The sequence below is a fragment of the Gilliamella sp. CG22 genome, assembly GCF_046635725.1.
Taxonomy (GTDB): Bacteria; Pseudomonadota; Gammaproteobacteria; order Enterobacterales; family Orbaceae; genus Gilliamella; species Gilliamella apicola_I.
In genome coordinates, this window is record NZ_JBIDFK010000008.1 from 38995 (window position 1) to 64607 (window position 25613).

Below are 25613 nucleotides of genomic sequence, written 5' to 3' on the forward strand. Positions count from 1 at the left end.
CATTAGTAACTCGTGGTCTTGCTAACTTTATGGTAAGTCAATTAGTTTTGATAAAATCAATGATAATATAAGTTATCAATTTAGTCAATACTAAAAGTTATTGTTTTTCAGTTTTAATCAAATATTAAATACCACTATTTTGATTGTAAATTGTACTATACATATTAGAACATTATTTTTGTTGTCGTAATATTTATTAATAAATAATTGATATTAAGTTAATTTATGTTTTTTTGTTGAGGTGGTATGACACCAATTTTAATAAAAATATTATGTTAGTGTAAAACTTTAAACATTTTGTTTTTATAGGATTATCATTAATTTTTTATAACAATAGTTATTGATTTTAATGATAACTATTGTTATTATAGGTGTGTTTTATTTTGAATAGGAAAACTTTATGATGACACCACAACAACAATTAGCTTTACTTGATGAACAAATAAAAGTCGCTGAGAAACATGTTGACCAACTTTATGATTATCGCCGTCGACTCATAAATCAATATGATCTTAATAAGGGAAAATATCAAAACATTAAGGTAACGCGTCCTCTTTTTTAATTCTTCCTATCGATATTGTTACTAAAAAATAAGTACTTCAACATATGACAATAAGTTAATAGTCACAGATTAATAAATAGTTAAACATTATAAATTGGAATTATATGGAAAAGTTATGAGGTAAATAATGACAGCACAGAACCTGAATATTCAAGAAAATAATAAACCAAAACAATGGCTAAATAAAGTGAGTTTAAATGCTGATTATGATATCACTCAAGTATTAACCCGTTGGGGTAATTGGGCTCGAAAAGAAGCCTATCAACAACGCAAAGTATTTAGTCTATATCAATCTCAAAGAAAGGAATATAAACAGGTCTGTTTAGATAAAGACGGGTTAATAATAGATGGCATTATCTCAGCGATGAAAAACAGTAAAATTGCGAAAATAAAAGAAGAAGCAAAAGTCTTAATTAAATTCTATTATGGAGACGAAATGATTGTTAATGATCATCTTTATATCGAACGAAGCAAAACACAAACATCGTCGACATTAATTATCAAACCTAAAAATTTACGTGAAATAGCGAAGGATTTAGCCTGTAGTGAAGGAAATATCCGAAAAATAAAAAGTAGTGGTGAAAGTTACATTATTGGTGCATTATCGATGCAAACGATGTTAACCGGCACTGAACTGGAGTTATTGCAACATTTAGTGTTTTAAAAAAAGTGGGACAGTTAATCTTGACAACGTACGCCAATAAGTATATAATTATCTCAAAATCAAGAATTGTTACTAAAGCCCGCTAAGCGGGCTTTTTTATTCTTCTTATTGCTATCTTAACTATTTAGTCAATAGTGTTAATAAATAAAATCTCTCAAAACAATAATTCAATTTATTAGCTATAACTTTTCTCATATTTCTGCCTATATTCGTGCTAAATAGATATTCATTTTATGTTAATACGATTAGTCATATTTTTAATAATTTCATCCTAATTTTATTAATATGATTATTTAACATCTGATAAATAATGAGAATTTTTGAATTTCAATTATTTTTCCCTATTGTGCCCTTATTAAAACTTATTTTATTAAGCTTAACGAATAATATTAGAATGAAATATTAGCTCAAGGGGTTGACAACGTACGCTAATGTAGGTATAATTATCTCAAAATCAAGAATTGTTACTAAAGCCCGCTAAGCGGGCTTTTTTATTGCCTTTAATTTGCAACATATTATTTAACATCCTGTTTATTCATATAAAATAATTAAATCAAAATAAATTAAATTAAATAAACTTCTTTAATATAAGTTTCTTTTATTCAATCGCTTCATTGCGGTTTTTTTATGTCTACGATTTAACTATCAGTTATCACAATTCAACGGGTTCGCAGAGCAATCTCAGAAAATAATTTATACATAAGTGCTGCGTAACCCTTTCTTATTTTTAACTGCCTCAGCAGGAGGCTCACGATGAAGATGAAACCTATGCCAATCAAAGAGCCTGACCATATCAATTGGTATGTTGTCGTTTATTTGTTTTTTGTCACCTTACTGGGATCATTAGCCAGTTATTGCTATCACATTATTAATGGGAATAAGTTTAATCTGATGATTTTAATTGCTCAGATATTTATTTCTACTTTTGCCGGCGCGCTGGTGGTGTTGGCAGCCAGTTATTTTAACTGGCAGTTTGAGCTGGCAGGCGGTGTTGCCGGTTTAGCGGGGTGGTCGGGTGCAACCTTAATTAAAGCGCTTGAAGAACAATTAATAAAAAAAACACGTGGACATGATGATTAAAAGGAAAACTAATGAAACTGACTAAACATTTTAAACTGGATGAGTTTACCTACTCATTGACGGCCAGTCGATTAAAAATTGACAATTCCGTACCGGCAGCACTGATGCCCAATATCCAATTAACAGCAATAAAACTTGAACTGGTCAGAAAAGCCCTTGAGCACCCCATCATCATTACTTCCGGTTACCGTTGTCCGGCATTAAATGCGCGGGTAGGCGGGGTGGCAAGTAGTGCACACACTCAAGGTTTGGCTGTTGACTTCCGTTCGCCATTCGGCACACCGAAAAAAATCTGTCAACGATTGATAGATGCAGGAGTCGTGTTTGATAAGCTTATTCAGGAGCATAATCAATGGGTTCATATCGGATTCAGTCCCACTCATAATCGCCAAATAGTGCTGACCGCCGTTAAAAATGGTGGTAAAACCGTGTATTTAAACGGATTAGTATGATGAATAAATTAACATTGTTGATTAAGTTATTACCGTATGGTGGCATTGTAATAACCGGTTTAGCGCTTTATTTTGCGTACCACTGTTGGCAAGGTGAACAACTGGCAATGGCTAAAACGGTGGCGTTAGAAACGCAATTTAACGCATATAAACAAGGTAATAATACCATTAAATTAATTGAGTCAAATATTCTTGAGACAATAAAAGATGAACAGGTTAAAACAGATAGTTTACGTGATGATGTGGATAATGGTCTTGTCGAGTTGCGCATCAAAGTCGCCACCCTCGAACGAAATAGTGCCGCCACCGGCGATATTGCTGACAAAGCCTTACGACTTGCAAAATCTTCTCAACAAGATTATTACCGTCTCACCCACGCAATCAGCTATAACCAAGCCCTAATTGAAGGATGGCAACAATACTATTGTCAGGTCATTGCACCTCAAAATAACACACTGTTTATGTGTAATAAATAAATTACGCATCACCCTTTATTTAATATTAAATAATATATGGCGTTATGATGATTATATCCTAATGATTAACGCAGTTTTATAACGTTATATCAAACTAGTTTTATACAATCACAATTGTTTTTACTTCGATTGGGTTAAAAAATTTTTAACCTAATTAATCCCTGTTTATATGATTTAACAATGGATAATGTGAACAATCAATTCAACTAGATTTATCAATTTATTACAAATAATAAATCAACAACAGCATGGTTTTTATATTATCACCTTATCGTTAAACCCTATCTTCTTTTTTATGGAGTCATTATGCCAATCACGACTGTTTCTAAGCTTGAAATGACTGAAGTTAGACGTTTGATAGCGGAAATTCTGTCTTTACCTGAAACAATTATATTTGAGGAGGATAACATACCCGATGTCTCTCGTTTAGATAAATTCATCACTGTTCTTAATATGTCTCAAACCGAGATAGGCAAAGAAATTTTATATCACGGTGAAGATGAAGAAGAAGTGATATCGACACTAAAAGAAGCAACAATTACCGTCAAAGCATACGGTAAAGATGCCTATGAACAGCTATGCAAATTAACAGAATCAATGCAGTTCACGCCTGTTTGGCAAAAGTTAAAGAAATTAAGAATGGGGTATCTTCGATGCTCCGATATTGAAAACGTATCTACAACTTCTGCAGACAAAACCGTTCAACATGCACAAGTAGATCTTATTTTTTCCATCAATCCAATCGTTAAAACCAGCGTTAAACGCGGTGATAGCGTTAATTTTACATTCGAGGTTACTAAATGAGTTTACCATTAAGTCAAGTCGTAGATGCAACTCTACAACAATCGCCAAGAGGGGCACAAAAACGTGACCTAAGCGTTGTGGCTATTTTTACAAAAGAGATGTGTGAAGAATTCAGCAATAAAGATACTCGTTATGTTGTTGTTTCAGATGCAACAACAGTTGCAAATTTATTTGGCACTGATTCTGATGCATATCAAGCTGCTTGCGCACTATTCTCTGCTCAACCTAAACCGAAAACGGCATTGATTGCTAAATATATGCAAGAGGGGGTTACCACTAAAGCGGTGAGTTCAAAAATTAACGGCTCTGCATTAGCTGTTAATTATATTCAATTTAAAAATATTAAAGATGGTTATTTTTCTTTTTATTTAGGTGATGTCAAACATCAAATTTCCGATTTAAATTTCAGTGATGTATCGAGCATGAATGATGTTGCAACGGTAATCAACAATAAATTAAAAGATTTAAGTGTTTCAATCATTTATGATGCGGTTGGTAATCGATTTATTTTAGTTGCCGGAAAAGAAGGTAAAGGCGACAACTTTGGTTATGTATTTGATGCTCAATTGGATGGCACCTATATTGGTAAATTCACACACTTAGTTGATGGCAAAGCTTCATTAATCAAAGGTGAGGATGCAACAACTTATCGAAAAGAGTCACCAGCAGAAGCTTTAACAGCTTTGCAAAATCAGTATCAAAATTGGTATGGTGTGTATTTTGCAAATACTATTACAGATAGTGAATTAGTGGAAGCGCATGATTGGGTTGTTGCTCAAGGGGTTGAAAATGCCAAAGTATTAGCCTATACCGAAACTCGAGAAAAAAATATTGAATACAGTGATGATAATGTTTTAAAAACATTGTCAAAACGAAATAGCGGACGCTTGATGGTTCAATATAACAACAAAGGGAATAACCATGCTGCTGCTGAACTTATGGGCATTGCGTTAACCACCGTATGGACAGGTATTAATACCGCTAAAACAGTCAAATTTAAACAAGAAGCTAGTGTTACATCAGACGACAAAATCACTGTCAATGAAGCGATGAAATGTCGTCGTTTAGGTATCAATTTTTATACAGATTATGCTGGTGTTAATATGCTTGCAGAAGGCGTTATGGTTGGTGGGACATTCATTGATGAAACCACAGGACTGGATGCATTCATCAATGCAATTCAAGTACAAGCATTTAATGCGTTACAAGGTGAACCGACTAAAATTCCACAAACCGATAAAGGACAACAACGTTTAATCAGCAAGTTAAAAATTATTGGTGAGCAATTTGTCAATAACGGTTTTCTTGGCATGGGTAAATGGTCGCTTGGCGATATTGGTGAGCTGAAATTTGGCGATACGGTGAATGGATACTATTTCTATTCTGATTCTTTTGATACGCAAGACACGGCTGATCGTGAAGCGCGCAAAATGATGCCAATTAATTGCGCATTGAAACTTGCTGGTGCAGGTCACAGCGTTGATATTATTGTTCAATTTAATCGATAAGGATACACGATGTCTAATAAATCTTTTTCTTTAGAAGATGCTGTCTTAACAATAGATGGCTATGAAATAACTGGTTATGAAAATGCTCAAGATTCCATTAGTATTGCACCCATAGGGGATGACGGTGATATCACTTATGGTATCAATGGTGAAGGGGTGTTTGTTAACACTTGCAATAAAGGTGCTACTGTCACGATTAAAACATTACAGCACACTGAAACTAACGAAGTATTAAATCAATTACGACAAGCCCAAATTAATAATCCTACAAAAGCTAAAGGTAAGTTAATTACCTATAAAGATTTGCGTAATGGTGATGAATTTTTATTGACTGGATGTTGGTTTACCACGCCACCAACTATTGCACGTGGTACAGCTCACAATGGTTTAACATGGACACTTAAAGCAACGAAAGCTGAATTTAACATCAAAGGAGGTCAATAATGGAAAACAAAGATTATACTTTAGATAATGTTGTTTATACCTTTAAACAAGCAGATTTTTACAAAGCCAATAAATATCTCAAAAAACTCACAGCCCTCTTAAAGGGCTGTTTTTCTGTCGGTGATACTACATCCGGATTTGATATTGGACAGTTAGCTTCGAATATTGGTACTGAGCAATTTGAAGAAATTGAGCGATTTATCCTCGATTATGTCACAGCCACAGATGAAGCTGGAAAAAAGATACTATTCCAAAATCCAAGAGAAGCCAGTGAATTTTTTAATGCGCATAGAAGTCATTATTACCAAATCATCATTGAAGGATTGAAGTTCCATTTTTTGGCTTTTTTACCAAGTGGCCTATTATCCAATCTAAATACGCTCAGCTTGGAGGAGATAGCCAAGAAAGCGATATAGATTGGTTTATGTGGAGTGTTATTGTCAACAATTATGCAACACTCCACGAATTAAAAACTGTATATTCACTTGATGATGTTATCGATATGCACCATGTGATAGCAGAAGTTAGATTGGCTGAAAAGCCAAAGGAGAATTAAAGTGCATCTAGAGCAATATTTGATAAAAATTGGTGTTGATATCTCACAGGTAAACAATCTAACTAAAGTCACGACTTTTTTAGAAATCAGTGCAATGAAGTTATCTAACATTGGCAAAGTTATAAATACTACACTTAATAATGCGATTAACGATGCGAGTCAATCTAATGAAAAAGCGGCTGAGTCATCTGAAAAAGCTAAATCTAAATTTGAGATTTTAAAACAAGCTTTAACAAGTATTACGGCTGCAGCCAAAAACTATGGGGAAAAAATGATTAGCGCTTTTAACAGCGCTATTGATAAAGCAGAAGAACTTGCTGGCAAAAAAAATCTCTTATTTTCGATTTCGAAAAGTGAACTGGCACAAGTAAAGAAATATAAGATCGAACTTGAGAAATCCGGTCTTGCGATTGACAGCATAAAAACGAAAATTGCTTTAGGATTATTACCAAGAGTAACTGAACTTGTAATAAGCTTTAATAAATGGCTCAAAGCTAACAAGGAATTGATTGCCAAAGGTATCAACGTCGTAATTAGTGTTCTTTCGAATTTTATTCAAGTTATAAAACATGCTTTTGAATTTATCGATATGATAATTTCTAATACCATTGGTTGGGAAAACGCCATAATAGCCTTAAGTGTTGCTTGGGCAGTTTTAAATCGTGCTATGCTGTTCAGTCCGATTGGGCTAGTCATCGGTTTGATAGCTGGATTATTGTTGATCATTGATGATTTTATGGTTTTCTTGAAAGGTGGTAAGAGTCTATTTGGTCCATTTTGGCAAGCCTGTATCGACAACATAAAAAATGCGATAAATTGGTGGCAAAATTTAGATAAAAACTGGAAAAGTATTATTTTTGCCGTATTGGGCTATTTGCTTTTATTAGGCGGAAAAATAGCGTGGGTATCAGCTAAGGCTAAATTAATTACCTCAATCTCCAATGCTATTCTAAGTATTGGTAATGCTCTCAAAACGCTTGGAAATTTAGTTAAAATTATTAAAACAATTGGCAGTGCAATAAAAACACTGACGTCTATCATGATAGCTAATCCAATTCTGGCTATTATTACTGCTATCGCTTTGGCTGCTTATCTTATATACGATAATTGGGATTTTCTTGTTTCCTTTTTTTCTGATTTTTGGAATAAAGTTACTAATTTCTTTAAAAATGGTATAAAAGATATACTCATGTACTTTGGTATGAGTGAAGAAAATGCCGAGAAAACGGTCAATGCAATAGGCGCTACCTTTGACGCAATTTTAGACTTAATTACGGCACCATTTAAGGCTGCTTGGGAATTGGTTAAAAGCTTATTTACAATTTGGACGGATGATAGCACTTCAACAACTGAGAAAATTGGTCAAACTTTTGAAGCAATAACTGATTTTATTACAGCGCCATTTAAAGCTGCTTGGGAATTCATAAAAGGATTATTTGAGATTTGGGGTGTTGATGTCACTTCTTTTATCGATAATTTAGGAAAAACGTTTTCTGGTATTCTTGACTGTATTACGCAACCTTTTAAAGATGGTTTGAAATGGATTGAAGACAAGTTTTTTGCTGTCATCGATAAGATGAAAAGTAAAATAAAAGGTGTACTTTCTTTTTTTGGTTTTGGTAGTGATAAAGATGAACAAGCTCAAGAAGAAAATCTTAAAGCCACGAATTATTCCGCAACCCAAAATCTTGCACTCGTGAGTACAGATGTAGCAAAAGCTGGAGGTTTATCTGCATTAAATAAAAACGTCAATAATAACAGTGAAATAATAATTCATAATACAATGAATGTAACTACACCTCAGAATGGTCTCGATCAAGTTTGCAATCTTGTCGACAATGCTGCGAGACGAATCAATGATAATACAGTTACAGCGATGGGGTCTAACTGATGTTTCAATCTATTTTAAACAAATCATCAAAAAATAGTGGGTTAATTGTTACTGACAATTTTGTATTCAGTTTAGATATTAATACTGTCGAACAGCATACATCAAAATTAAAAGTCACAGAAAATCCCATTGAAAATGGGGCTAATATTGCCGATCATGCAGTTTTAGAACCAAAAGAGATTTCAATAAATGGTCTTATTGTGGGATATGAAAAAAATACTTTCTCGATTGACCATTTTTTGGGAATAGATTTATCCAATTACCCTTTGCCTATGCCAATCAAAACTTTTGCAGCACAAGCGGAAAACATGGTAAATCGTTTTGCATCACATTTTCAAACAAGCGCTGAAAGGTTGAATCAAGTCGTGGCCGATTTTCTACCTGAATATCAGTCTCCTATTATAAATAGCTTATTTTCAGATCGTATTGCAGACGCTTACGAAAAATTGCTGGCAATTCAACGGAGTGGTGAACCTGTTATCCTGCAAACTAATGCTAAGCAATATAATAATATGGTTCTAAGTTCTGTGGGTTTGACTCAACAAAAAAATACTTATGGTGAGTTTTCCTTAACGTTTCGAGAAATTTTTATCGTCGAAACGCAAATTGCAAGTGGTCTAAATCAAACGGTTAAAAAACAGAATCTTGGTAAAACACAACCACAGAAAATCGAAGAACTAAAATCTGTTCTTTATAAGATTTTTAGTTGGTTTATTAAGTAATGTAGATAACTTCAAAGCTAAAAAAGTGATTAGTTGTTGGTAAATAAAGAAAATTTGAGAGATTAAGTATGTATATAATTCAGACAACTTATGATGATGTGCTAGAACAAACCTTTACATTATACGATATGAATTTACGATTAACATTAAGATTCAATACGGTATTAGTCGGCTACCAATTTGATTTGTTTGATATTAACAATAATCAATATATTACAACCAATAAAGGACTGTCTGTAGGCAGTCCAGCGCTTATTGAATTTGACCTTCCTTTTGTTTTAGTCCTTTATGACAAATCAGGATTAGGAATTAATGCAATAACGAAAAATGACTTACATAATCGAATGCAATTATTAATTATGACAAAGGATGAATATCGTGAGACAATTCGGGCGAGTTTTAGAACTGAAAATAGGCAATCGTAAAGAAAGTATTGTATTGAACAATCTTAGAGTCACTTTCTCGGTCAACAAAACACTTACTTCCGATCCTAACACCGCTGAAATTTCAATATACAACCTCAACGATTCAAATCGTAATTTAATCAGCACGAAACAATATGATTATGTAGAATTATATGTTAGTTATCAGGATGATGTCTTACGGATGATTTTTTGTGGTGATATTTTAACGGTGGAAAATCAACTTTCCGAGCTGGATATTATCACGACCCTAAGGTGTGCTGATGGTCACAAAGCTTTTACAGAAAAAGTTATTATCAAAACATTAGAAAAAGGACAAACTGACAATGATTTTTTTAATGAAGCGTTAAAAAGTTTTGGTTTAAAAAAAGGCAATGTTAATCTTCCTAATAATAAAGCACTTCCTCGCGGAAAAGTTTTCATGTGTGATACTCGCGAACTTATGCACCAAATAGCAAATAATAATGATGCCGATTGGTCTATCCAAGATGACGAACTGATTGTTATCCCCAAAAATAAGGCTATTTCAAATCATGAAGGATTTGTTATTTCAAGAACGACGGGCATGATAGGAACGCCTAAAAAGACAGATAAAGGGTTAGAAATAACAACATTATGTAATCCGCATTATAAGATAGGTGCATTAATTCGAGTTGAATCTAAACTCACAGAACTTAATGGAGACTATAAAATTAATGCGTTACAACATAGTGGGGATCTATATGGAAATAACTGGCAAAGCAAATTACAGTGTATTTTTGGTAACTTCGAAAAAATTTGATTTGTTATCAATTTAGATATAGGATGAGCATCCCAATATAATTTATAAAAGGATGGAAAAATGAAAAAATTACTTGTACTTTTAATGTCTATAACTTTATTAACTGCTTGTGGCGATAAAAAGATTGATGCTTCAACACCTGAAAAATATCAAGAATCATTAGCTGAAGTTGTAAAAGACCTTAACTTCAGTGAAGCGCAATCTTTTACAGCAGCTTTGAGTAAAATTAATATGCAGGCAGCTACCGAAGCAAATTACGATAATAAGAAAATGGAAGAAATCATGAAGCAAAAACTTGATGGTAAAACTGTTTCAGAAGTGATTAAACTTGCTGAGCAAATTAATTAAACCTATTAATGCAATCAAATGAATATTCTTGATTAATATCTAAAAAAGATTGCAATTTTTGGGATCTGGTCATTTTTATTGTTATTGTACCATTGTTTAGATGTTTTAAGTAAAGCTTAGTAAAAACAAAGTTAACACGCTTAATCTAATCAAACATTTTACTGTAATATTAAAGTTAGCAGATATACGCTAACGTTCCCGAAGCTAAAGATTGCAATCTCAACGTAATTTTTTTATTTCCATTCGTTTCAAATATTTTCTAATCTATCAAATCAAAATTAAATTTCTGGTATCTTTTATAAAACAATAAGTTATTTTAATTAAAATAATCATTATATCAGTCAATACTAGACAATTACTCTGTAACCAACAATAAATTAACCACCTGCCAAAGGTGGTTTTTTATTGGCTTAAATTCGTAGGTAAATTATGGTTGATACGCTATACCAAGCAATTGAAAATCAAATTAAACGTGCCCAATCAAATATTTATACGGCATTGCCTGCAAAGGTGATCAGTTTTGATGGTCATACAGTGCAATGTAAACCGATGATTAATAGAGTATTAGCAAATGGGGAAGAGATATCGATTCCGCCATTGGTTGATGTTCCTGCACAATTTCCTCACGCCGGCGGTTTTTGTATTACGGTGCCTATCAAAGCAGGTGATGAAGGTCTGGTGGTCTTTTCCAGTCGTTGCATTGATGGCTGGTTTGCATCGGGCGAAGCATCAAAACCGCTTGATAATCGTATGAATGACTTAAGCGATGGTTTTTTTATCGTTGGTTGTAACAGTGTACCTAACAAAATTCCAGATTTTTATCATGATGGCGTATCGATGCAAACAGATGACGGGCTAACTCATATTCGATTAACGGAAGGAACAATCTATATCAAAGGCAATATTGTACATGAAGGAAATAAGCAACAGTTTGGAAACTATGACCAAATTGGTAGTTTCAATCAATCTAACGGCAATACAATTAGTGCCGGCATAATCACTGCACAAGATGTCATAACAAACAAAGGAATTAGTTTGAATACTCATAGACATACAGGTGTGAAAAGCGGCGAAGACACCACAGGAGAGCCAACATGAAAGTAAGAGAGTTAGACAATAATCATGATTGGACATTTGGGCAAGGTTTGGCTAATTATTTACATCAGTCAGATGCAATAGCCCAGTGTGTAAAAACTAAATTATTATCCTTAAAAAAAGATTGGTTTTTGGATCGCAATGACGGTATTGCCTGGTTTGATTATCTTGCTAAAAACCCAAATACTAAACAGTTGGAAATTGATATAAAAAAACAAATTTTCAACATTGAAGGTGTGATTAGTATTGATGAGTTCGATATTTTATTGGATAGCGAGATGCGTGAGTTTCTCATTCAAATTACCTACACAGATAAATTCAACAATTCTAATGAGGCTTCATTTAATGTTACAGATAACAGATAAAGGAATTGTTATTGATGATTTTGACACAATTAAAAATCGTTTAATAACAAGTTTTAAATCGATTTATGGTGAAAATGTCAATTTAGATAGTGATACGCCAGATGGGCAATTGCTCGGTTTATTTTCTCAGGAATTATCGAACATACATCAAGCAGTATCATTTATTATTCAGATGTTAGACCCTTATCAAGCAACGGGGCAGTGGTTGGAACAACGGGCAATGTATGCAGGATTAACAAGAATAACCGCATCATATTCATACATCGATGAAGTCATTTTTAATGGAACGCCAAACACATTAATCCCTCAAAACGCTATTTATGTTGATAAAAATAAAAATAAATGGGTGACAACCGAGCCAATAAAATTAAATGATTTAGGTAGTGCTCGTTCAAAATTTAGATCGCTAGAGTTAGGTCATTATACCGTTAACGCAATGGATGAATTTACACCGAGCACTATTATCATCGGCATAGATAAAATTACTGCCAACACCCAAAGCTATGGCGGAGTTGATGAAGAAACTGATGCGCAACTATTAAAACGCTTTATGTTATCTCATTCAATCAATAATTATGAAGATCGCCAAGGCATACAGTCTGCATTAATGAATATAACCGGTGTGACTAAATGCGTAGTATATGAAAACTATACGAATAAAACGGATGAAAAGGGTGTGCCTGCTCATTCATTTAATGCTGTGATCCTTGGTGGCGATGATGAAAAAATAGCAGAGGTGATCACTAAAAAGAAAATTGGCGGTTGTGGACTATTTGGGAAAATTGAGACGATGTATTTATTAGATGAAATACCTCGAAAAGTTTACTTTGATAGACCAAGAAAAGTCGCTATCAATGTCTCAATGACAATTGGTCGTTACAAATCTTTTAATGATATCAATTCAGAACAGATTAAAGCTAATTTAAAAAGTCTTGATTTTGAAATTGGTGAAAATGTGTATGCATCCCGTATTATTTCAAGCATTAACTTAGTTGACGGATTTTATATTAAAGAACTCGCTGTAAACAGTGCCAACATTGTCAATATCGATTATCGAGAGTATGCACAGATAACGCATATTGAGGTGCTAATAGATGAATAGAGAAAAATTCCTCATTTGGCAATATCGTACAAAACCCAAGGCATTAGGTACTATCAAAGCTATCAATAAAGAGACAGGTAACACGTTTAACAATGTCATTCAAATTGCTGATGTTCTCAGCATCAACGACGCGACAGGTTATGCACTTGATTTGATTGGTCGTCATGTTGGCGTCTCGCGCGTGTTACCTTCTGCTATCACCAAAGAATATTTTGGATGGTTAGAAGATAACACAGCATTATCATTTGATATTGGTGAATTTTATCGACATGGCGACGCTTTAACGGCATCTGTTGTATTAAATGATAGCGATTATCGTTTCTTTATTAAGGCAAAAATTACTAAAAATTATCAAAGTGGTGAAATATCAAACATTGTAAAATCAATTAAATTCGTGATTGGCAAACATGGAAATATTATTGATTCCCAAAATATGACAATGAATGTATTAGTTAACAGTGATCAACTCAATTCACTTACTTTATATGCAATTAGTAAAATGGATATTTTAGCCCGACCTGTTGGTGTTATGTATCAATATATTGTTCTAATTAATAACGAACCGTTTGGATTTTCGCATGACAATGCCTCATTCGGTTTTAATTTAGGCAAATTTGTTCGACTTCAAGAAATAGGAACTATTCAATGATTATACAAAAAAAACCAGATTATTTAATCTTTGCAGATTCAGCAAAAAAAGGGGAAGTTACGGATTTTCCTGATGTAAGTCGAGGCTGGGGAATCACCATCGATCAAACTGCTTCGAAACCACCAATGGAATGGATGAATGGCGCATTTAATCGAATTGATAAAAATATGCTGTATTTGCTGCAACAAGGCGTTCCGGAATGGAGCGAATCAGTGACATATCCTGCAAATGCAATCATAAAATATAATGGTATCTTGTATACAGCAATTGTTAGCAATGATAATGCTCGCCCTTCAACAAACACAACTAAATGGAAAAAAACACAGGATGAAATTCCTAATGCTAGTATTACACGAAATGGTTTAGTTACACTTAGTTCTTCAATTAATAGTGAATCAGAAACAGAGGCAGCTACTCCGCTAGCAATTAAAAAAACGCATGATTTAGCATTAAATGCTGTGAAAAAAACTGGCGATGAAATGTCCGGAGAGCTATACATTAATGGTGAACCAGTATTAAAAAAACGCTCGTACGGCATTGGGATATCCAGTTCGCTCGGAGAAAAGTCAATTGATGCTGCAGAAAATTGTTATAGCGGATTTTTATTTAGTCAACAGCAAACACAGGGATCGAAGCCGTTTGATCGTTGCCATATAATTCGATCTGCTGTGAATGAGTCAATTAGTGATCTTGCTATTGATGTTTTATCTAAACGTGCAAAATTTCGTAGCGTTACTATAGATAAAAATAATAAAAATTTTGACGGCGATTACGACTGGACAGAGTTTATTACAACTGAAAATGTCAACAATTTTGCGTATCCATTTCGCGGATTTTTATATAATAAAAATTTGAACGATATTCGTGGACGGCAACACGGAATTTATTACCAGAATGCAAATACGAATACGAGTTTTGAGCGCAATTACCCTGCTACCGACGCGGGTTCACTTAGCGTGCAATTAACACAAGGTGACGGTGTTGATGGCTGTGTTCAGATTTATTCGTTATACAAGGACAACCGTCAATTTATCCGAACGTATCGAGGATCAGATACGCAAGGGAGCTGGTCGCCTTGGGCTGAGCAAATTACAACTACAAATAGTCACCTTGTATTGCCACCGGGCATACCTCTGCCTTGGCCTCTGGTTCATCCGCCAGCTGGCTGGTTTGAATGCAATGGCGCACCGTTTGATGTTAATCAATTTCCAAGATTAGCGTCGGCATACCCAGCTGGGAGGTTGCCCGATCTTCGCGGTGAGTTTATTCGAGGTTGGGATAATGCACGGGGAGCAGATCCGTACCGGGTTATATTGAGTTGGCAAAATTTTGCTATTCAGCGTCATAATCACGCGATTAATTCACGAACATCATTTAGCAGTGCAGGGAGTCTAACGGCATCAGTAGCGAATGGAACACAGAAAACAGGCTGGACGGAACTAACAGGCGATAACGAAACTAGACCGCGTAACGTCGCATTTATGTACATAGTTAAAGCAGAATAATTTAGAGATTTGGAGATTTACAATGAAATACAAATTACAACCAGAAACAGCAATTTTAGATGAGAACGGAATAACAACATCAGCAGGGTGGGTAATTGTTTATAATGTTATTTCGCATACAGGTGAATTTCAGAACGCAACATATCAATTTCTACCCGCTGGCGCTGGCTTACCTGCCCACGCATATTTAGACGCACCAAAACCCGTCAAGGGCGATAAAGCGATCGTCAGGGATGGCGATAAGTGGGTATACCCTGCCGATCATCGTGGCAAAAAAATCTATTTAACCGAAACAGGAGCAGAATCAACTGCAACAGAAATCGGTGATATTCCGAATGATTGCACGCTATTAAAACCGTCAAGCGAATTCGATAGTTGGGATGGTGAAAAATGGGTGTTAGATGAAAATAAACAGCATCAGCACTATGTAGCTATAGCAACAACACAAAAAAAGCAGCTATTAAGCGAAGCTACTACACAAATTAGTTATCTACAAGATGCAATTGATACTGATATTGCAACTGATGAAGAAAAGACGTTGTATTCAGCATGGAAAAAATATCGTGCACTATTAAATCGTATTGATGTCGATACTGCACCAGAGATTGACTGGCCAAAAAAACCACAGTGATAATCAATTATTCTGGATAATTGTATTTGTTTTTTGCGTATAAACAGTGCAATTATCTGGAATATCGTTATTTACAAATGACATTGCGCCGATTTTTACATTATTGCCTATTTTATTTCACCACCCAAAATAACTGAATTAGCACCAATAGAAACATTATCACCAATTATTATTTTAATCGGTTCATTTGCACCACCAATTGTTATATTTTGTAGAATATAACAATTTTTCCCTATTATCGTGTTTTTCGTTATTGTTATGGAGTACGGATGAGCTAATATTAAATTTTTCCCAATTTTTGCTCCTAGTTCTATATCAATTTTAAATCAATATATTAATTTTTTTGTATTTTATGGGCAATTTCTTTTTGTTTTTTATTTCCACATATAGACATTTCATTAGCTAAACGCCACCAAAATAAATACTCTTTTTTATTGAATATTGGTTTGACGTATAATTTCAATAATTGATAAAAGTTTATTTTTTTATTATTTGCGACCTCTGCCTGCCACCCCCCCCCTTCAAATGTGTTAAATCATTCGTCAATAAAAAATTAATTATATGTATATACTTCATAAAACGATCCTAACCAATTAATAATATTAGTCTAGCATATCTAATGTATTAATAAATAAACACTATCAATCTTCAACTTACAACACTTTATTGTATCGCTAAGGATAACCAAATCAGTCATATCTTATTGTGATTTCTATGTTTGATAGAACACATAATTGTGCTCGTCGTCACTGTTAATAATGTAGCATTCGCCGATGATTTCATTTTCGTAATCATCTGGCGTTTGACGCATGTAAATTGGTAGTGTGTAGTTTATTGTTATTATTTTCTACATAATTATTTGGTTTTATTCATCATAAACTAATATTGTTTTGGAGTGTGAATTAAAGAGAAAATCGGGAGGTGTGTCACAAGAATTCGCAAAAAATGGTATGAGTTTTACCCCGCAGTTATCCCAGCAAAAAAATTGATGTGAAAGTGAACCTTTATGAAGCCTTTTCGAATAAGGCTTTAGAATGGTACGCCCGGGTGGACTCGAACCACTGACCCCCACCATGTCAAGGTGATGCTCTAACCAACTGAGCTACGGGCGTAAATTTGAAACACGCAAATATTAGCTTTCAAATTGATTACAAGCAAGTAAAAAAATTATTTTTTGGTTGTTTTTTCAGCTGTTGAACATTTTTGACTATAAAAAACACAAAATTTGTTAGTTTTAAAACTATAACAAATCTAAATTGAAAACAAATATCAGTTCAAGGTGGTTTGTTGCTTTAAATTTAGCTATACTCGATAAATTAACAGCAGTGATTTATTTTTAGGTTAGCATGTCGATAAAAGATCAGATTGATACAGTTTTGCATAATGTTTTTGGTTATAAATCTTTCCGAAATCAACAAAAAGAGATTATCGAATCGATTATCGATGGGCGTGACACTTTAATTATTATTCCCACTGGTGGCGGAAAGTCGTTATGTTACCAAATCCCCGCTGTAATCCTACCCAAAACGGTAATCGTGATTTCACCCTTAATTTCATTGATGAAAGATCAGGTAGATCAATTAGCCGCAAATGGTATTCCTGCTGCTTATCTAAATGGTTCTCAATCGTCATCCGAACAGCAAAATGTCATTGAACAATACCTTAATCATTCTATTAAGCTTTTATATATCTCACCAGAAAGATTGGCATTAGCGTATTTTCAAAGTTTAATCGAACAAAATCCACCGTCTTTAATCGCAATTGATGAAGCACATTGTATTTCACAATGGGGGCATGATTTTAGACCTGATTATCGGCAATTGGGACAACTTTCAGCACGTTTTCCTGGTGTGCCGATTGTTGCTTTAACGGCAACTGCCGATAAAATGACTCAAGCAGATATTATTACCCAGTTAAATTTAGTGGATCCCTTAGTTGTCGTTCGTAGCTTTGATCGTCCAAATATCCGTTATACTGTTGTCGAAAAATATAATTTAACCGACCAAATTGTCTCATTCATTGAAACCCAAAAAGGGAATAGCGGCATTATTTATTGCGCTAGTCGTTCAAAAGTAGAAGATATGACTACCAGACTTGCTGCACGGGGATTTTCCGTTGCAGCTTATCATGCTGGACTGACTAATCAACAACGCCAACAAGCACAAGAAGCTTTTTTAAAAGATGATATACAAATCATTGTTGCAACCGTTGCTTTTGGGATGGGCATCAATAAACCAAATGTTCGTTTTGTTGTTCATGCCGATTGTCCACGCAGTATCGAGGCTTACTATCAAGAGACCGGGCGAGCAGGGCGTGATGGTGTGCCGGCTGAAGTTATGCTACTGTTTAATGCCAATGATCTGAGCTGGTACCGACAACAGATTAGTGAAAAAATGGAAGGACAACACAAAGATGTTGAATTCCATAAAATCGATGCAATGCAATCATTTGCCCAAAGTTTAACTTGCCGTCGTATCGTTTTACTCAACTATTTTGGTGAACAACGACACGAACCTTGTAATAACTGTGATATATGCCTTTATCCTCCTGAACATTATGATGGTTTAGTTGATGCGCAAAAAGTATTATCTTGTATATATCGTGTTGAGCAGCGCTATGGTGCGCAATATATAGCAGAGGTTTTACGAGGATCAAACCGATCGAAGATAAAAGAAAACGGACATGATCGTTTATCTGTTTATGGTATTGGAAAAGAACACTCCATTGATTATTGGCTTCATGTGATAAGGCAATTAATTTATCATGGCTATCTAATACAAAATATTGCTGCGTATAATACCCTACAATTAACAGAGCGTGCACGCCAAATATTGAAAGGTGAAATTGCATTATCCTTGGCTAAACCACGACTTGAAATTGTGAAGAAAAGCCGTTTAAATCGTTATGCAAGAGCAATAAATTTAACCACTATTTTATCTTATGAAGAGCGTATTTTATTTGGTTATCTTAAAAAATTACGTAAAGACATTGCCGATAGTGAAGATGTTCCACCTTATATTATTTTTAGTGATGCAACCTTACTCGAAATGGTACAAACGATGCCTGAAAGCAAACAACAATTACTCAATATTACTGGTGTTGGTAAAATTAAATTAGAAAAATATGGCAATCTTTTTCTTGATAAAATTAAAGAATTCATGATTAACAATATATAATATTAAAACTATTTAAAAATAAACTTAGCATAATAATTATTTGTATGATCCAACAGGAAAAGTTAAATAATTAACAACCAATAAAATGGAGCTTTTTATGTCAACAATGAATGATATGTCTCAAATGCTTGCATTAGTATTATTGCTACTAATTCTTTTTTTAGGCGATATCGTATCTACACGAACCAAAGCATGGGTGCCGTCAGTTTTCGTTTGTGCCGTGCTTTTCTTAGCAGGTTACTTCACTTTTTTCCCAAAAGATATTGTCGCTCGAGCAGGAATACCTAAAGTTGTTGCTGTCATGTTTATGTATCTGTTAGTCGTTAACATGGGAACTTTGCTTTCAGTTAAAGAGTTACTGCGTCAATGGAAAACTATCGTTATTTCACTGTCAGGTATTGTTGGAATCATCATTGTGGTTGTGATCGTTGGATACTTATTTTTTGACTACAATACAGTTATTGTTGCGATTCCACCTTTAGTGGGTGGGATCGTTTCCGCGATTATAATGGCAGGCGGAGCAACAAAAGCCGGTTTGCAAGATCTTGCCGTGTTCGCCATTATTATTTATGTCATGCAAGGCTTTATTGGTTATCCTCTCACTTCAATCATGCTTAAACGTGAAGGGCGCAGAGTGCTTAAACAGTATCATGACGGTACATGGAATGCTTTAAATGATCCTAAGCCTACATCGAATAAGGAAGAAACCGAATCTAATGATGAACATCCAATGCCAAAAATGTTTGCGATGTTTTCAGCACGGTATAACACAACCTATTTTATTTTTTTACGAATTGCGATTATTGGATTTTTTGCCTATTACGTGGCGAAAGTATTGGATCCTATTATCAGTATAAGTCCATTTGTACTTTGTCTATTATTCGGTGTGATTGCCGCATCGTGTGGTTTTCTTGAACGCCATCCTTTAAAAAAGGCGGGTGGTTTTGGTTTAGCGGTTATGGGGCTTATGCTGTTTATTTTTGACACATTAAGTCAAGCTACACCTGACATGCTAGTAAGATTAATTACGCCTTTGGTTGTCTTTATATTAGCAGCTGTACTTGGTATGTTTATCTTTTCGCTTATTGCCGGAAAAATGCTAAACGTTAGTCGAGAAATGGCGTTTTCGATAGCACTAACAGCACTCTATGGGTTTCCTGCTGATTATATTATTACCAATGAAGTGATTAATAATTTGACCAAAAATGAAAAAGAAAAAGAGGTACTTACTCGTCATATGTTACCGCCTATGTTGATTGGTGGATTTATTTCAGTCACTATAGTGTCGGTTGTTTTAGCAGGCTTTATGGTCAATATGATAGTCGCCCCTGCAATACAGTAAATGATAAATGTCTACAAGTTTGATGACAACTAATCGGATAACAAGATTTAAGAACAGTTTTTCTAACTATCTTCTTATTATGTTTTCAATATCAAACGCATTAATTTTGATGGACTAAATAACAAGAACAAAGGTAGTAAAATGATAAATCAAGATATTAAAAAGATAGTACAACAAAATATAAAAGAAATGGTCGCTTTTCGCCGTGATTTGCATCGTCACCCAGAATTACCGTGGGAAGAGTTCAGAACGACAGATAAAATTGCAGAGCAGCTTGATAAAATTGGCATCCCTTATCGTCGTACTGAGCCAACTGGTATTATTGCCGATATCCAAGGCGGAAAACCAGGTAAAAGAATTTTATTGAGAGCTGATATCGATGCGTTACCGGTGCAAGAGTTAAACGACAATATTGATTACAAATCAACCATAGACGGTAAAATGCATGCTTGCGGACATGACACGCATGCAGCCATGCTACTGACTGCGGCAAAAGCGCTTTATGCAATACGTGATCAACTAAAAGGTAATGTGAGATTGGTTTTTCAGCCTGCTGAAGAGATCGCACAAGGTGCAAAAGGCATGATAAAACAAGGTGTATTAGATGATGTGGATACAGCCTTTGGTATGCATATCTGGTCACAAACACCTGTCGGAAAAGTATCCTGTGTGGTAGGTTCAAGTTTTGCTTCTGCCGATTTGCTTACTGTCCGATTCAAAGGAAAGGGCGGGCATGGCTCGATGCCTCACGACACGGTTGATGCTGTCATGGTGGCATCTTCATTTGTGATGAACATACAATCGATTGTCTCACGTGAAGTGTCTCCGCTTACCCCGGCGGTGGTCACTATAGGAAAAATGGATGTCGGCACTCGTTTCAATGTTATTGCGGAAAATGCGGTTTTAGAAGGTACAGTTCGCTGTTTTAGTGTTGAAGTGCGAAATAAAATTGAAGATGCTATTCGCCGTTATGCCAATCAAGTTGCTGCAATGTATCGTGCAACGGCTGAAGTAGAATACATTTATGGCACCTTACCCGTCATTAATAGTGAACAATCTGCGCTATTAGCACAGAAAGTCATTGTTGAATCGTTTGGTGAACAAGCCCTTTATTTCGAGCCACCAACAACTGGCGGTGAAGACTTCAGTTTTTATACTGAAAACATTCCTGGTGCATTTGCATTAGTGGGTTCGGGTAATCCTGAAAAAGATACACAATGGCCACATCATCATGGTTGTTTTAATGTTGATGAAGACGGCATGACTATGGGCGCAGAATTTTACGCACAATATGCTTGGTCATATTTGAATCAACAATAAATATGAATAATCAACCATTATGGAATCGAAATAATGGTTGAGATTTATCTACTCTGGATTCAAATTTTCAACTACAATGAATCTGTATTAGTAAACACGCCCATATTTCTGAATAACTAACCACAACAAATTCAATTTATTCTTATTATTCATTTCTTATTAATAATCTATTTATTAAAAGCATTCATCAAAATAAACGTCAATAATAAAAATTGACTGGATTCTCATTCAATAAAGTATTGTAAATTGTTTACTGTCATCTTAAAGACTAATTTTACGCTTTATGATATTATTGATGCCAAATTGATTAGTTATACGCAATGGTGAATATGAGTTATCAAGTTCTGGCACGCAAATGGCGACCAAAATCATTTACTGAAGTCGTAGGGCAACAGCATGTCCTCAAAATTCTATCAAATGCACTTTCGCTAGGTCGGGTTCATCATGCTTATCTATTTTCAGGCACGCGTGGTGTTGGAAAAACCTCCATTGCTCGCTTACTTGCTAAAGGCTTAAACTGCGAAACAGGGATTACTGCCACGCCTTGTGGGGTATGTGATAATTGTCGTGATATTGAGCAAGGCAGATTTGTCGATCTTTTAGAAATTGATGCTGCTTCACGAACTAAAGTTGAAGATACACGTGAAATATTAGATAACATTCAATACTTGCCAACTAAAGGGCGCTTTAAAGTCTATTTAATTGACGAAGTGCACATGTTATCTCGCAGCAGTTTTAATGCCTTGCTAAAAACATTAGAAGAACCACCAGAACATGTTAAATTTCTGTTGGCAACAACCGATCCACAAAAGTTACCGATTACCATATTATCACGCTGTCTACATTTACATTTAAATGTGCTTGATACTTCGCTTATATCGGAACAGCTTTCTCACATTTTACAACTTGAAAAAATTGAATCTGAACCGAAGGCGATTCAGTTATTAGCCAAAGCGGCTAATGGTAGTATGCGAGATGCCTTAAGTTTAACCGATCAGGCCATTGCCTTAGGTAATGGCGTTGTTGATGCGCAATCAGTCAGTGTTATGTTAGGGACACTGGATAAAACAATTCCTTTTTTATTGGTTGAGGCACTTTATCAAAATGATGGCAATGCTTTGATGCAACAGATTGAAGCAGCTGCAACACAAGGCGTGGATTGGGATAACTTATTGGCTGAAACCATTACGCTTTTGCATCAAATCGCTTTATTACAAATTGTACCAACAGCATTGGGTGATTATACCGATAATGAAGAACGAATACGCTTTTTAGCACAATACATTGCGCCAAATGATATTCAGTTATTTTATCAAATATTATTAATGGGGCGAAAAGAATTAGCCTATTCACCCGATAAAAAAATAGGTGTTGAAATGAGCTTTCTAAGAGCATTAGCATTTCAACCCAAAACTAATGATAACAATACGTTAGTGTCAAATACAAAGCCAACGGTTCAGGCACCGCAGCCATCAAAGCCTTTACCTATTCAAGCATCAGCTAGTAAGAGTGACATATCAAACGCCACATCCGACTCGATGAGTAATGTACCGCCCGTGACTGATATTCATCAAAAATCAGCACCTGGCTCACCACAATCAGTGCACAATTTTCAACAAGTTGAGTTAGAAAAGACATCACGTATTGAGAGTAACGCACAATCTGATATAAAACACTCTCAAAATAATCAGCAACAACCGGCTAAACACGATATGCCGATCCCAGATGATGTCTCTTCAATGACGAAAAGTATTTTAGAAATGCGGATGCAATTAATACAAGAGGAACAAAATAAAAAAAAGTCTGAACTGGTTGAAAAAAATCAACCAATTCAGGCGAGTATCAATGCATCATTAGCGCATGGCACAGACAAACGTTCACACGTAGAGTCAAATGAAAATAACTTAAATAAGCCCGATAAGGATGAAGAGCAAATTACCGCAGAAAATTATCAATGGCAGGCGTGTGGGCTGATTGAAACCAAAGATGAATTAATCATTGATACGAAAAGTTTTCGCGAATCATTAAATGGTGATAAAACACCTGAAATGATGAAAAAATTAATTGATGAAATGGCGCAAAAAGACGCATGGTGTGCCGAAATTGAGCAACTTGATATTGCGCCTTTAATTAAGCAAATTGTGATAAATTGCTCTATTGAACAAATAGATGATGAAAATATCGTTTTACATTTGCGATCAGCGGTAAAACATCTCATTAATGCATCAGCAAATATTTCAAAATTAGAAAAAGCAATGTCGAATTATCGACAAAAACCGTTAAAAATTAACGTTATTATTGATGATAATCAAACGATAAAAACACCTTTGGAAATGCGTGAAGATCTTTATCAACAAAAACTTGCGCAAGCTAAAGTGACAATTAATCAAGATCCAAAAGTGGCAATGATCTGCCAATATTTTGAAGCCAAGATTGATGAAACAAGTATTCGTCCTGTATAATTATGGACTAAATATATTTAACGAGGAATAATTATGTTTTCAGGTGGAAAAGGCGGTTTGGGTAATTTAATGAAACAAGCCCAGCAAATGCAAGCAAAAATGCAGCAAGCGCAAGAAGAAATCGCCAAATTAGAAGTAACAGGAGAGTCGGGTGCAGGTATTGTTAAAGTCAGCATTAATGGCGCTCATAACTGTAAACGAGTTGAGTTAGATCCGTCATTATTGAATGAAGATGACAAAGAGATGTTAGAAGATCTTATTGCAGCAGCTTTTAATGATGCAACTCGCCGATTAGATGAAGCTCAAAAAGAGCGTATGGCTCAAGTTACAGGTGGAATGCAATTACCACCAGGTTTCAAAATGCCTTTTTAATTTAAGCAAATTATCAGCTGTTTCTACTTACTATTTTGCCGAATTGGTCGGCAAAATTTTTCCTTTTATTGCCTGTCTATTTATACAGTTTTTCTTTATTATTTCAATTTCATCAGGTAAACTAAACAACAATAGTTTATACACTCGATATCAATGACAACATACACTTTACTCATTAATACTGTATTTGATTGAGTAATTATTCTTTTTTCATTGTTACATGTCATTGATAAATCTGATAACACTCAATATTAAGGATTAATTGTGATAGGTCGTTTACGCGGAATCATTATAGAAAAACAGCCACCCAAAGTGCTTATTGATGTGGGCGGTATCGGTTACAATGTTTTTATGCCCATGACCTGTTTTTATGAATTACCCAACAATGGTCAAGAAGTTATCGTTTTAACACATCTGATTGTTCGTGAAGATGCCCAATTATTATATGGATTTAATCATGAACAAGAACGCGAATTGTTTCGTGAATTGATCAAAGTGAATGGCGTTGGACCAAAATTAGCATTGGCAATATTATCAGGAATGTCGGCTCAACAATTTATCGTGGCGGTTGAACAAGGTGAAATCAAAACGCTGGTTAAATTACCGGGCGTGGGGACTAAAACGGCAGAACGATTAATTGTGGAAATGAAAGATCGTGTTAAACGCTTTGGTGAAGAATTATCTGACTCAATGACCATTGTTGAAACTGGCAATATCAAAAAATCCTCAAATCAAATTGAAAGTGAAGCTGTTTCCGCCCTTATTGCTTTAGGCTATAAGCCACAAGAGGCCAGCCGTATAATCAGTAAAGTTATCAAGCCTGAAATGGATTGTGAAACGCTTATACGTGAAGCATTAAAATCAGCGTTATAAAAAGGTAAGCA

At 34.8% G+C, this 25613-nt stretch carries 26 protein-coding genes and 1 tRNA gene; 26 read left to right on the forward strand and 1 reads right to left on the reverse strand.

What is annotated here, in order from left to right; genetic code table 11:
- The first annotated feature begins 400 nt into the window (after positions 1 to 400).
- The 20 genes from ACGH46_RS08245 (at position 401) to ACGH46_RS08340 (ending at position 16057) form a co-directional block, all read left to right on the forward strand.
- Positions 401 to 562, forward strand: a complete 162-nt coding sequence (locus tag ACGH46_RS08245) for a hypothetical protein (RefSeq protein WP_411605220.1) — start codon at positions 401 to 403, stop codon at positions 560 to 562.
- 127 nt (positions 563 to 689) lie between these two features.
- A complete protein-coding gene (locus tag ACGH46_RS08250; RefSeq protein WP_411605222.1) occupies positions 690 to 1226 on the forward strand; it encodes an antiterminator Q family protein in 537 nt (178 codons plus the stop codon).
- Between the two features lie 753 nt (positions 1227 to 1979).
- Positions 1980 to 2306: a phage holin family protein gene (locus ACGH46_RS08255; protein ID WP_218837354.1), complete on the forward strand. Its 327-nt coding sequence runs from the start codon at positions 1980 to 1982 to the stop codon at positions 2304 to 2306.
- An 11-nt stretch (positions 2307 to 2317) separates the two neighbouring features.
- Complete coding sequence (locus ACGH46_RS08260) at positions 2318 to 2758, forward strand: D-Ala-D-Ala carboxypeptidase family metallohydrolase (protein ID WP_411605223.1); 441 nt, start codon at positions 2318 to 2320, stop codon at positions 2756 to 2758.
- The gene (locus ACGH46_RS08265) at positions 2758 to 3234 is read left to right on the forward strand and encodes a lysis system i-spanin subunit Rz (protein ID WP_411605225.1); all 477 of its coding nucleotides are present in this window, start codon (positions 2758 to 2760) and stop codon (positions 3232 to 3234) included. Before ACGH46_RS08260 ends, ACGH46_RS08265 begins: the two co-directional genes overlap by 1 nt.
- 306 nt (positions 3235 to 3540) lie before the next feature.
- On the forward strand, positions 3541 to 4038 hold the full coding sequence (locus ACGH46_RS08270) for an LIC_12616 family protein (protein WP_267360092.1): 498 nt from the start codon (positions 3541 to 3543) through the stop codon (positions 4036 to 4038).
- Positions 4035 to 5546: a DUF3383 domain-containing protein gene (locus tag ACGH46_RS08275; RefSeq protein ID WP_411605227.1), complete on the forward strand. Its 1512-nt coding sequence runs from the start codon at positions 4035 to 4037 to the stop codon at positions 5544 to 5546. Before ACGH46_RS08270 ends, ACGH46_RS08275 begins: the two co-directional genes overlap by 4 nt.
- Positions 5547 to 5555: 9 nt before the next feature.
- Complete coding sequence (locus ACGH46_RS08280; protein ID WP_065558727.1) at positions 5556 to 5990, forward strand: phage protein; 435 nt, start codon at positions 5556 to 5558, stop codon at positions 5988 to 5990.
- Positions 5990 to 6406, forward strand: a complete 417-nt coding sequence (locus ACGH46_RS08285; protein ID WP_267380003.1) for a phage tail assembly chaperone — start codon at positions 5990 to 5992, stop codon at positions 6404 to 6406. The genes ACGH46_RS08280 and ACGH46_RS08285 overlap by 1 nt, the downstream gene beginning before the upstream one ends.
- 141 nt (positions 6407 to 6547) lie before the next feature.
- Positions 6548 to 8437 (forward strand): hypothetical protein, encoded by a 1890-nt coding sequence (locus ACGH46_RS08290; RefSeq protein WP_411605229.1) that lies wholly within the window; start codon positions 6548 to 6550, stop codon positions 8435 to 8437.
- Complete coding sequence (locus tag ACGH46_RS08295) at positions 8437 to 9159, forward strand: phage baseplate protein (RefSeq protein WP_267351844.1); 723 nt, start codon at positions 8437 to 8439, stop codon at positions 9157 to 9159. The genes ACGH46_RS08290 and ACGH46_RS08295 overlap by 1 nt, the downstream gene beginning before the upstream one ends.
- Before the next feature lie 68 nt (positions 9160 to 9227).
- Entirely contained in the window at positions 9228 to 9584 is a 357-nt protein-coding gene (locus ACGH46_RS08300; RefSeq protein ID WP_267351846.1) for a phage baseplate plug protein, read from the forward strand.
- Positions 9538 to 10362, forward strand: coding sequence for a phage protein (locus tag ACGH46_RS08305; RefSeq protein ID WP_411599694.1), 825 nt, complete (start codon positions 9538 to 9540; stop codon positions 10360 to 10362). Before ACGH46_RS08300 ends, ACGH46_RS08305 begins: the two co-directional genes overlap by 47 nt.
- A 60-nt stretch (positions 10363 to 10422) precedes the next feature.
- Positions 10423 to 10710 (forward strand): DUF6694 family lipoprotein, encoded by a 288-nt coding sequence (locus ACGH46_RS08310; RefSeq protein ID WP_267351849.1) that lies wholly within the window; start codon positions 10423 to 10425, stop codon positions 10708 to 10710.
- A gap of 429 nt (positions 10711 to 11139) precedes the next feature.
- Complete coding sequence (locus tag ACGH46_RS08315; RefSeq protein ID WP_411605231.1) at positions 11140 to 11808, forward strand: Gp138 family membrane-puncturing spike protein; 669 nt, start codon at positions 11140 to 11142, stop codon at positions 11806 to 11808.
- Positions 11805 to 12170, forward strand: coding sequence for a hypothetical protein (locus tag ACGH46_RS08320; protein ID WP_411605232.1), 366 nt, complete (start codon positions 11805 to 11807; stop codon positions 12168 to 12170). Before ACGH46_RS08315 ends, ACGH46_RS08320 begins: the two co-directional genes overlap by 4 nt.
- Positions 12151 to 13272, forward strand: coding sequence for a baseplate J/gp47 family protein (locus ACGH46_RS08325; protein ID WP_411605234.1), 1122 nt, complete (start codon positions 12151 to 12153; stop codon positions 13270 to 13272). Before ACGH46_RS08320 ends, ACGH46_RS08325 begins: the two co-directional genes overlap by 20 nt.
- Positions 13265 to 13921: a DUF2612 domain-containing protein gene (locus tag ACGH46_RS08330; RefSeq protein WP_267360076.1), complete on the forward strand. Its 657-nt coding sequence runs from the start codon at positions 13265 to 13267 to the stop codon at positions 13919 to 13921. Before ACGH46_RS08325 ends, ACGH46_RS08330 begins: the two co-directional genes overlap by 8 nt.
- Positions 13918 to 15426, forward strand: coding sequence for a tail fiber protein (locus tag ACGH46_RS08335; protein ID WP_411605236.1), 1509 nt, complete (start codon positions 13918 to 13920; stop codon positions 15424 to 15426). Before ACGH46_RS08330 ends, ACGH46_RS08335 begins: the two co-directional genes overlap by 4 nt.
- Positions 15427 to 15448: 22 nt before the next feature.
- Positions 15449 to 16057 (forward strand): tail fiber assembly protein, encoded by a 609-nt coding sequence (locus tag ACGH46_RS08340; RefSeq protein WP_411605238.1) that lies wholly within the window; start codon positions 15449 to 15451, stop codon positions 16055 to 16057.
- 1035 nt (positions 16058 to 17092) lie between these two features.
- On the opposite strand, the gene ACGH46_RS08345 is transcribed toward ACGH46_RS08340, so the two are convergent.
- Positions 17093 to 17169, reverse strand: a tRNA-Val gene (locus tag ACGH46_RS08345).
- A 234-nt stretch (positions 17170 to 17403) separates the two neighbouring features.
- Here ACGH46_RS08345 and recQ point away from each other — a divergent pair.
- From recQ to ruvA, 6 genes are all read left to right on the forward strand, one after another.
- Positions 17404 to 19233: a DNA helicase RecQ gene (recQ, locus tag ACGH46_RS08350; protein ID WP_411605240.1), complete on the forward strand. Its 1830-nt coding sequence runs from the start codon at positions 17404 to 17406 to the stop codon at positions 19231 to 19233.
- A gap of 115 nt (positions 19234 to 19348) precedes the next feature.
- A complete protein-coding gene (locus ACGH46_RS08355) occupies positions 19349 to 20575 on the forward strand; it encodes a hypothetical protein (protein ID WP_411590792.1) in 1227 nt (408 codons plus the stop codon).
- A 141-nt stretch (positions 20576 to 20716) separates the two neighbouring features.
- Complete coding sequence (locus ACGH46_RS08360) at positions 20717 to 21895, forward strand: M20 family metallopeptidase (protein WP_411605241.1); 1179 nt, start codon at positions 20717 to 20719, stop codon at positions 21893 to 21895.
- 329 nt (positions 21896 to 22224) lie between these two features.
- Positions 22225 to 24357, forward strand: coding sequence for a DNA polymerase III subunit gamma/tau (gene dnaX, locus ACGH46_RS08365; protein ID WP_411605243.1), 2133 nt, complete (start codon positions 22225 to 22227; stop codon positions 24355 to 24357).
- Positions 24358 to 24390: 33 nt separating this feature from the next.
- Positions 24391 to 24729: a YbaB/EbfC family nucleoid-associated protein gene (locus ACGH46_RS08370; RefSeq protein ID WP_267351877.1), complete on the forward strand. Its 339-nt coding sequence runs from the start codon at positions 24391 to 24393 to the stop codon at positions 24727 to 24729.
- A gap of 264 nt (positions 24730 to 24993) precedes the next feature.
- Positions 24994 to 25602, forward strand: coding sequence for a Holliday junction branch migration protein RuvA (gene ruvA / locus ACGH46_RS08375; protein ID WP_411605244.1), 609 nt, complete (start codon positions 24994 to 24996; stop codon positions 25600 to 25602).
- Positions 25603 to 25613 lie beyond the last annotated feature (11 nt).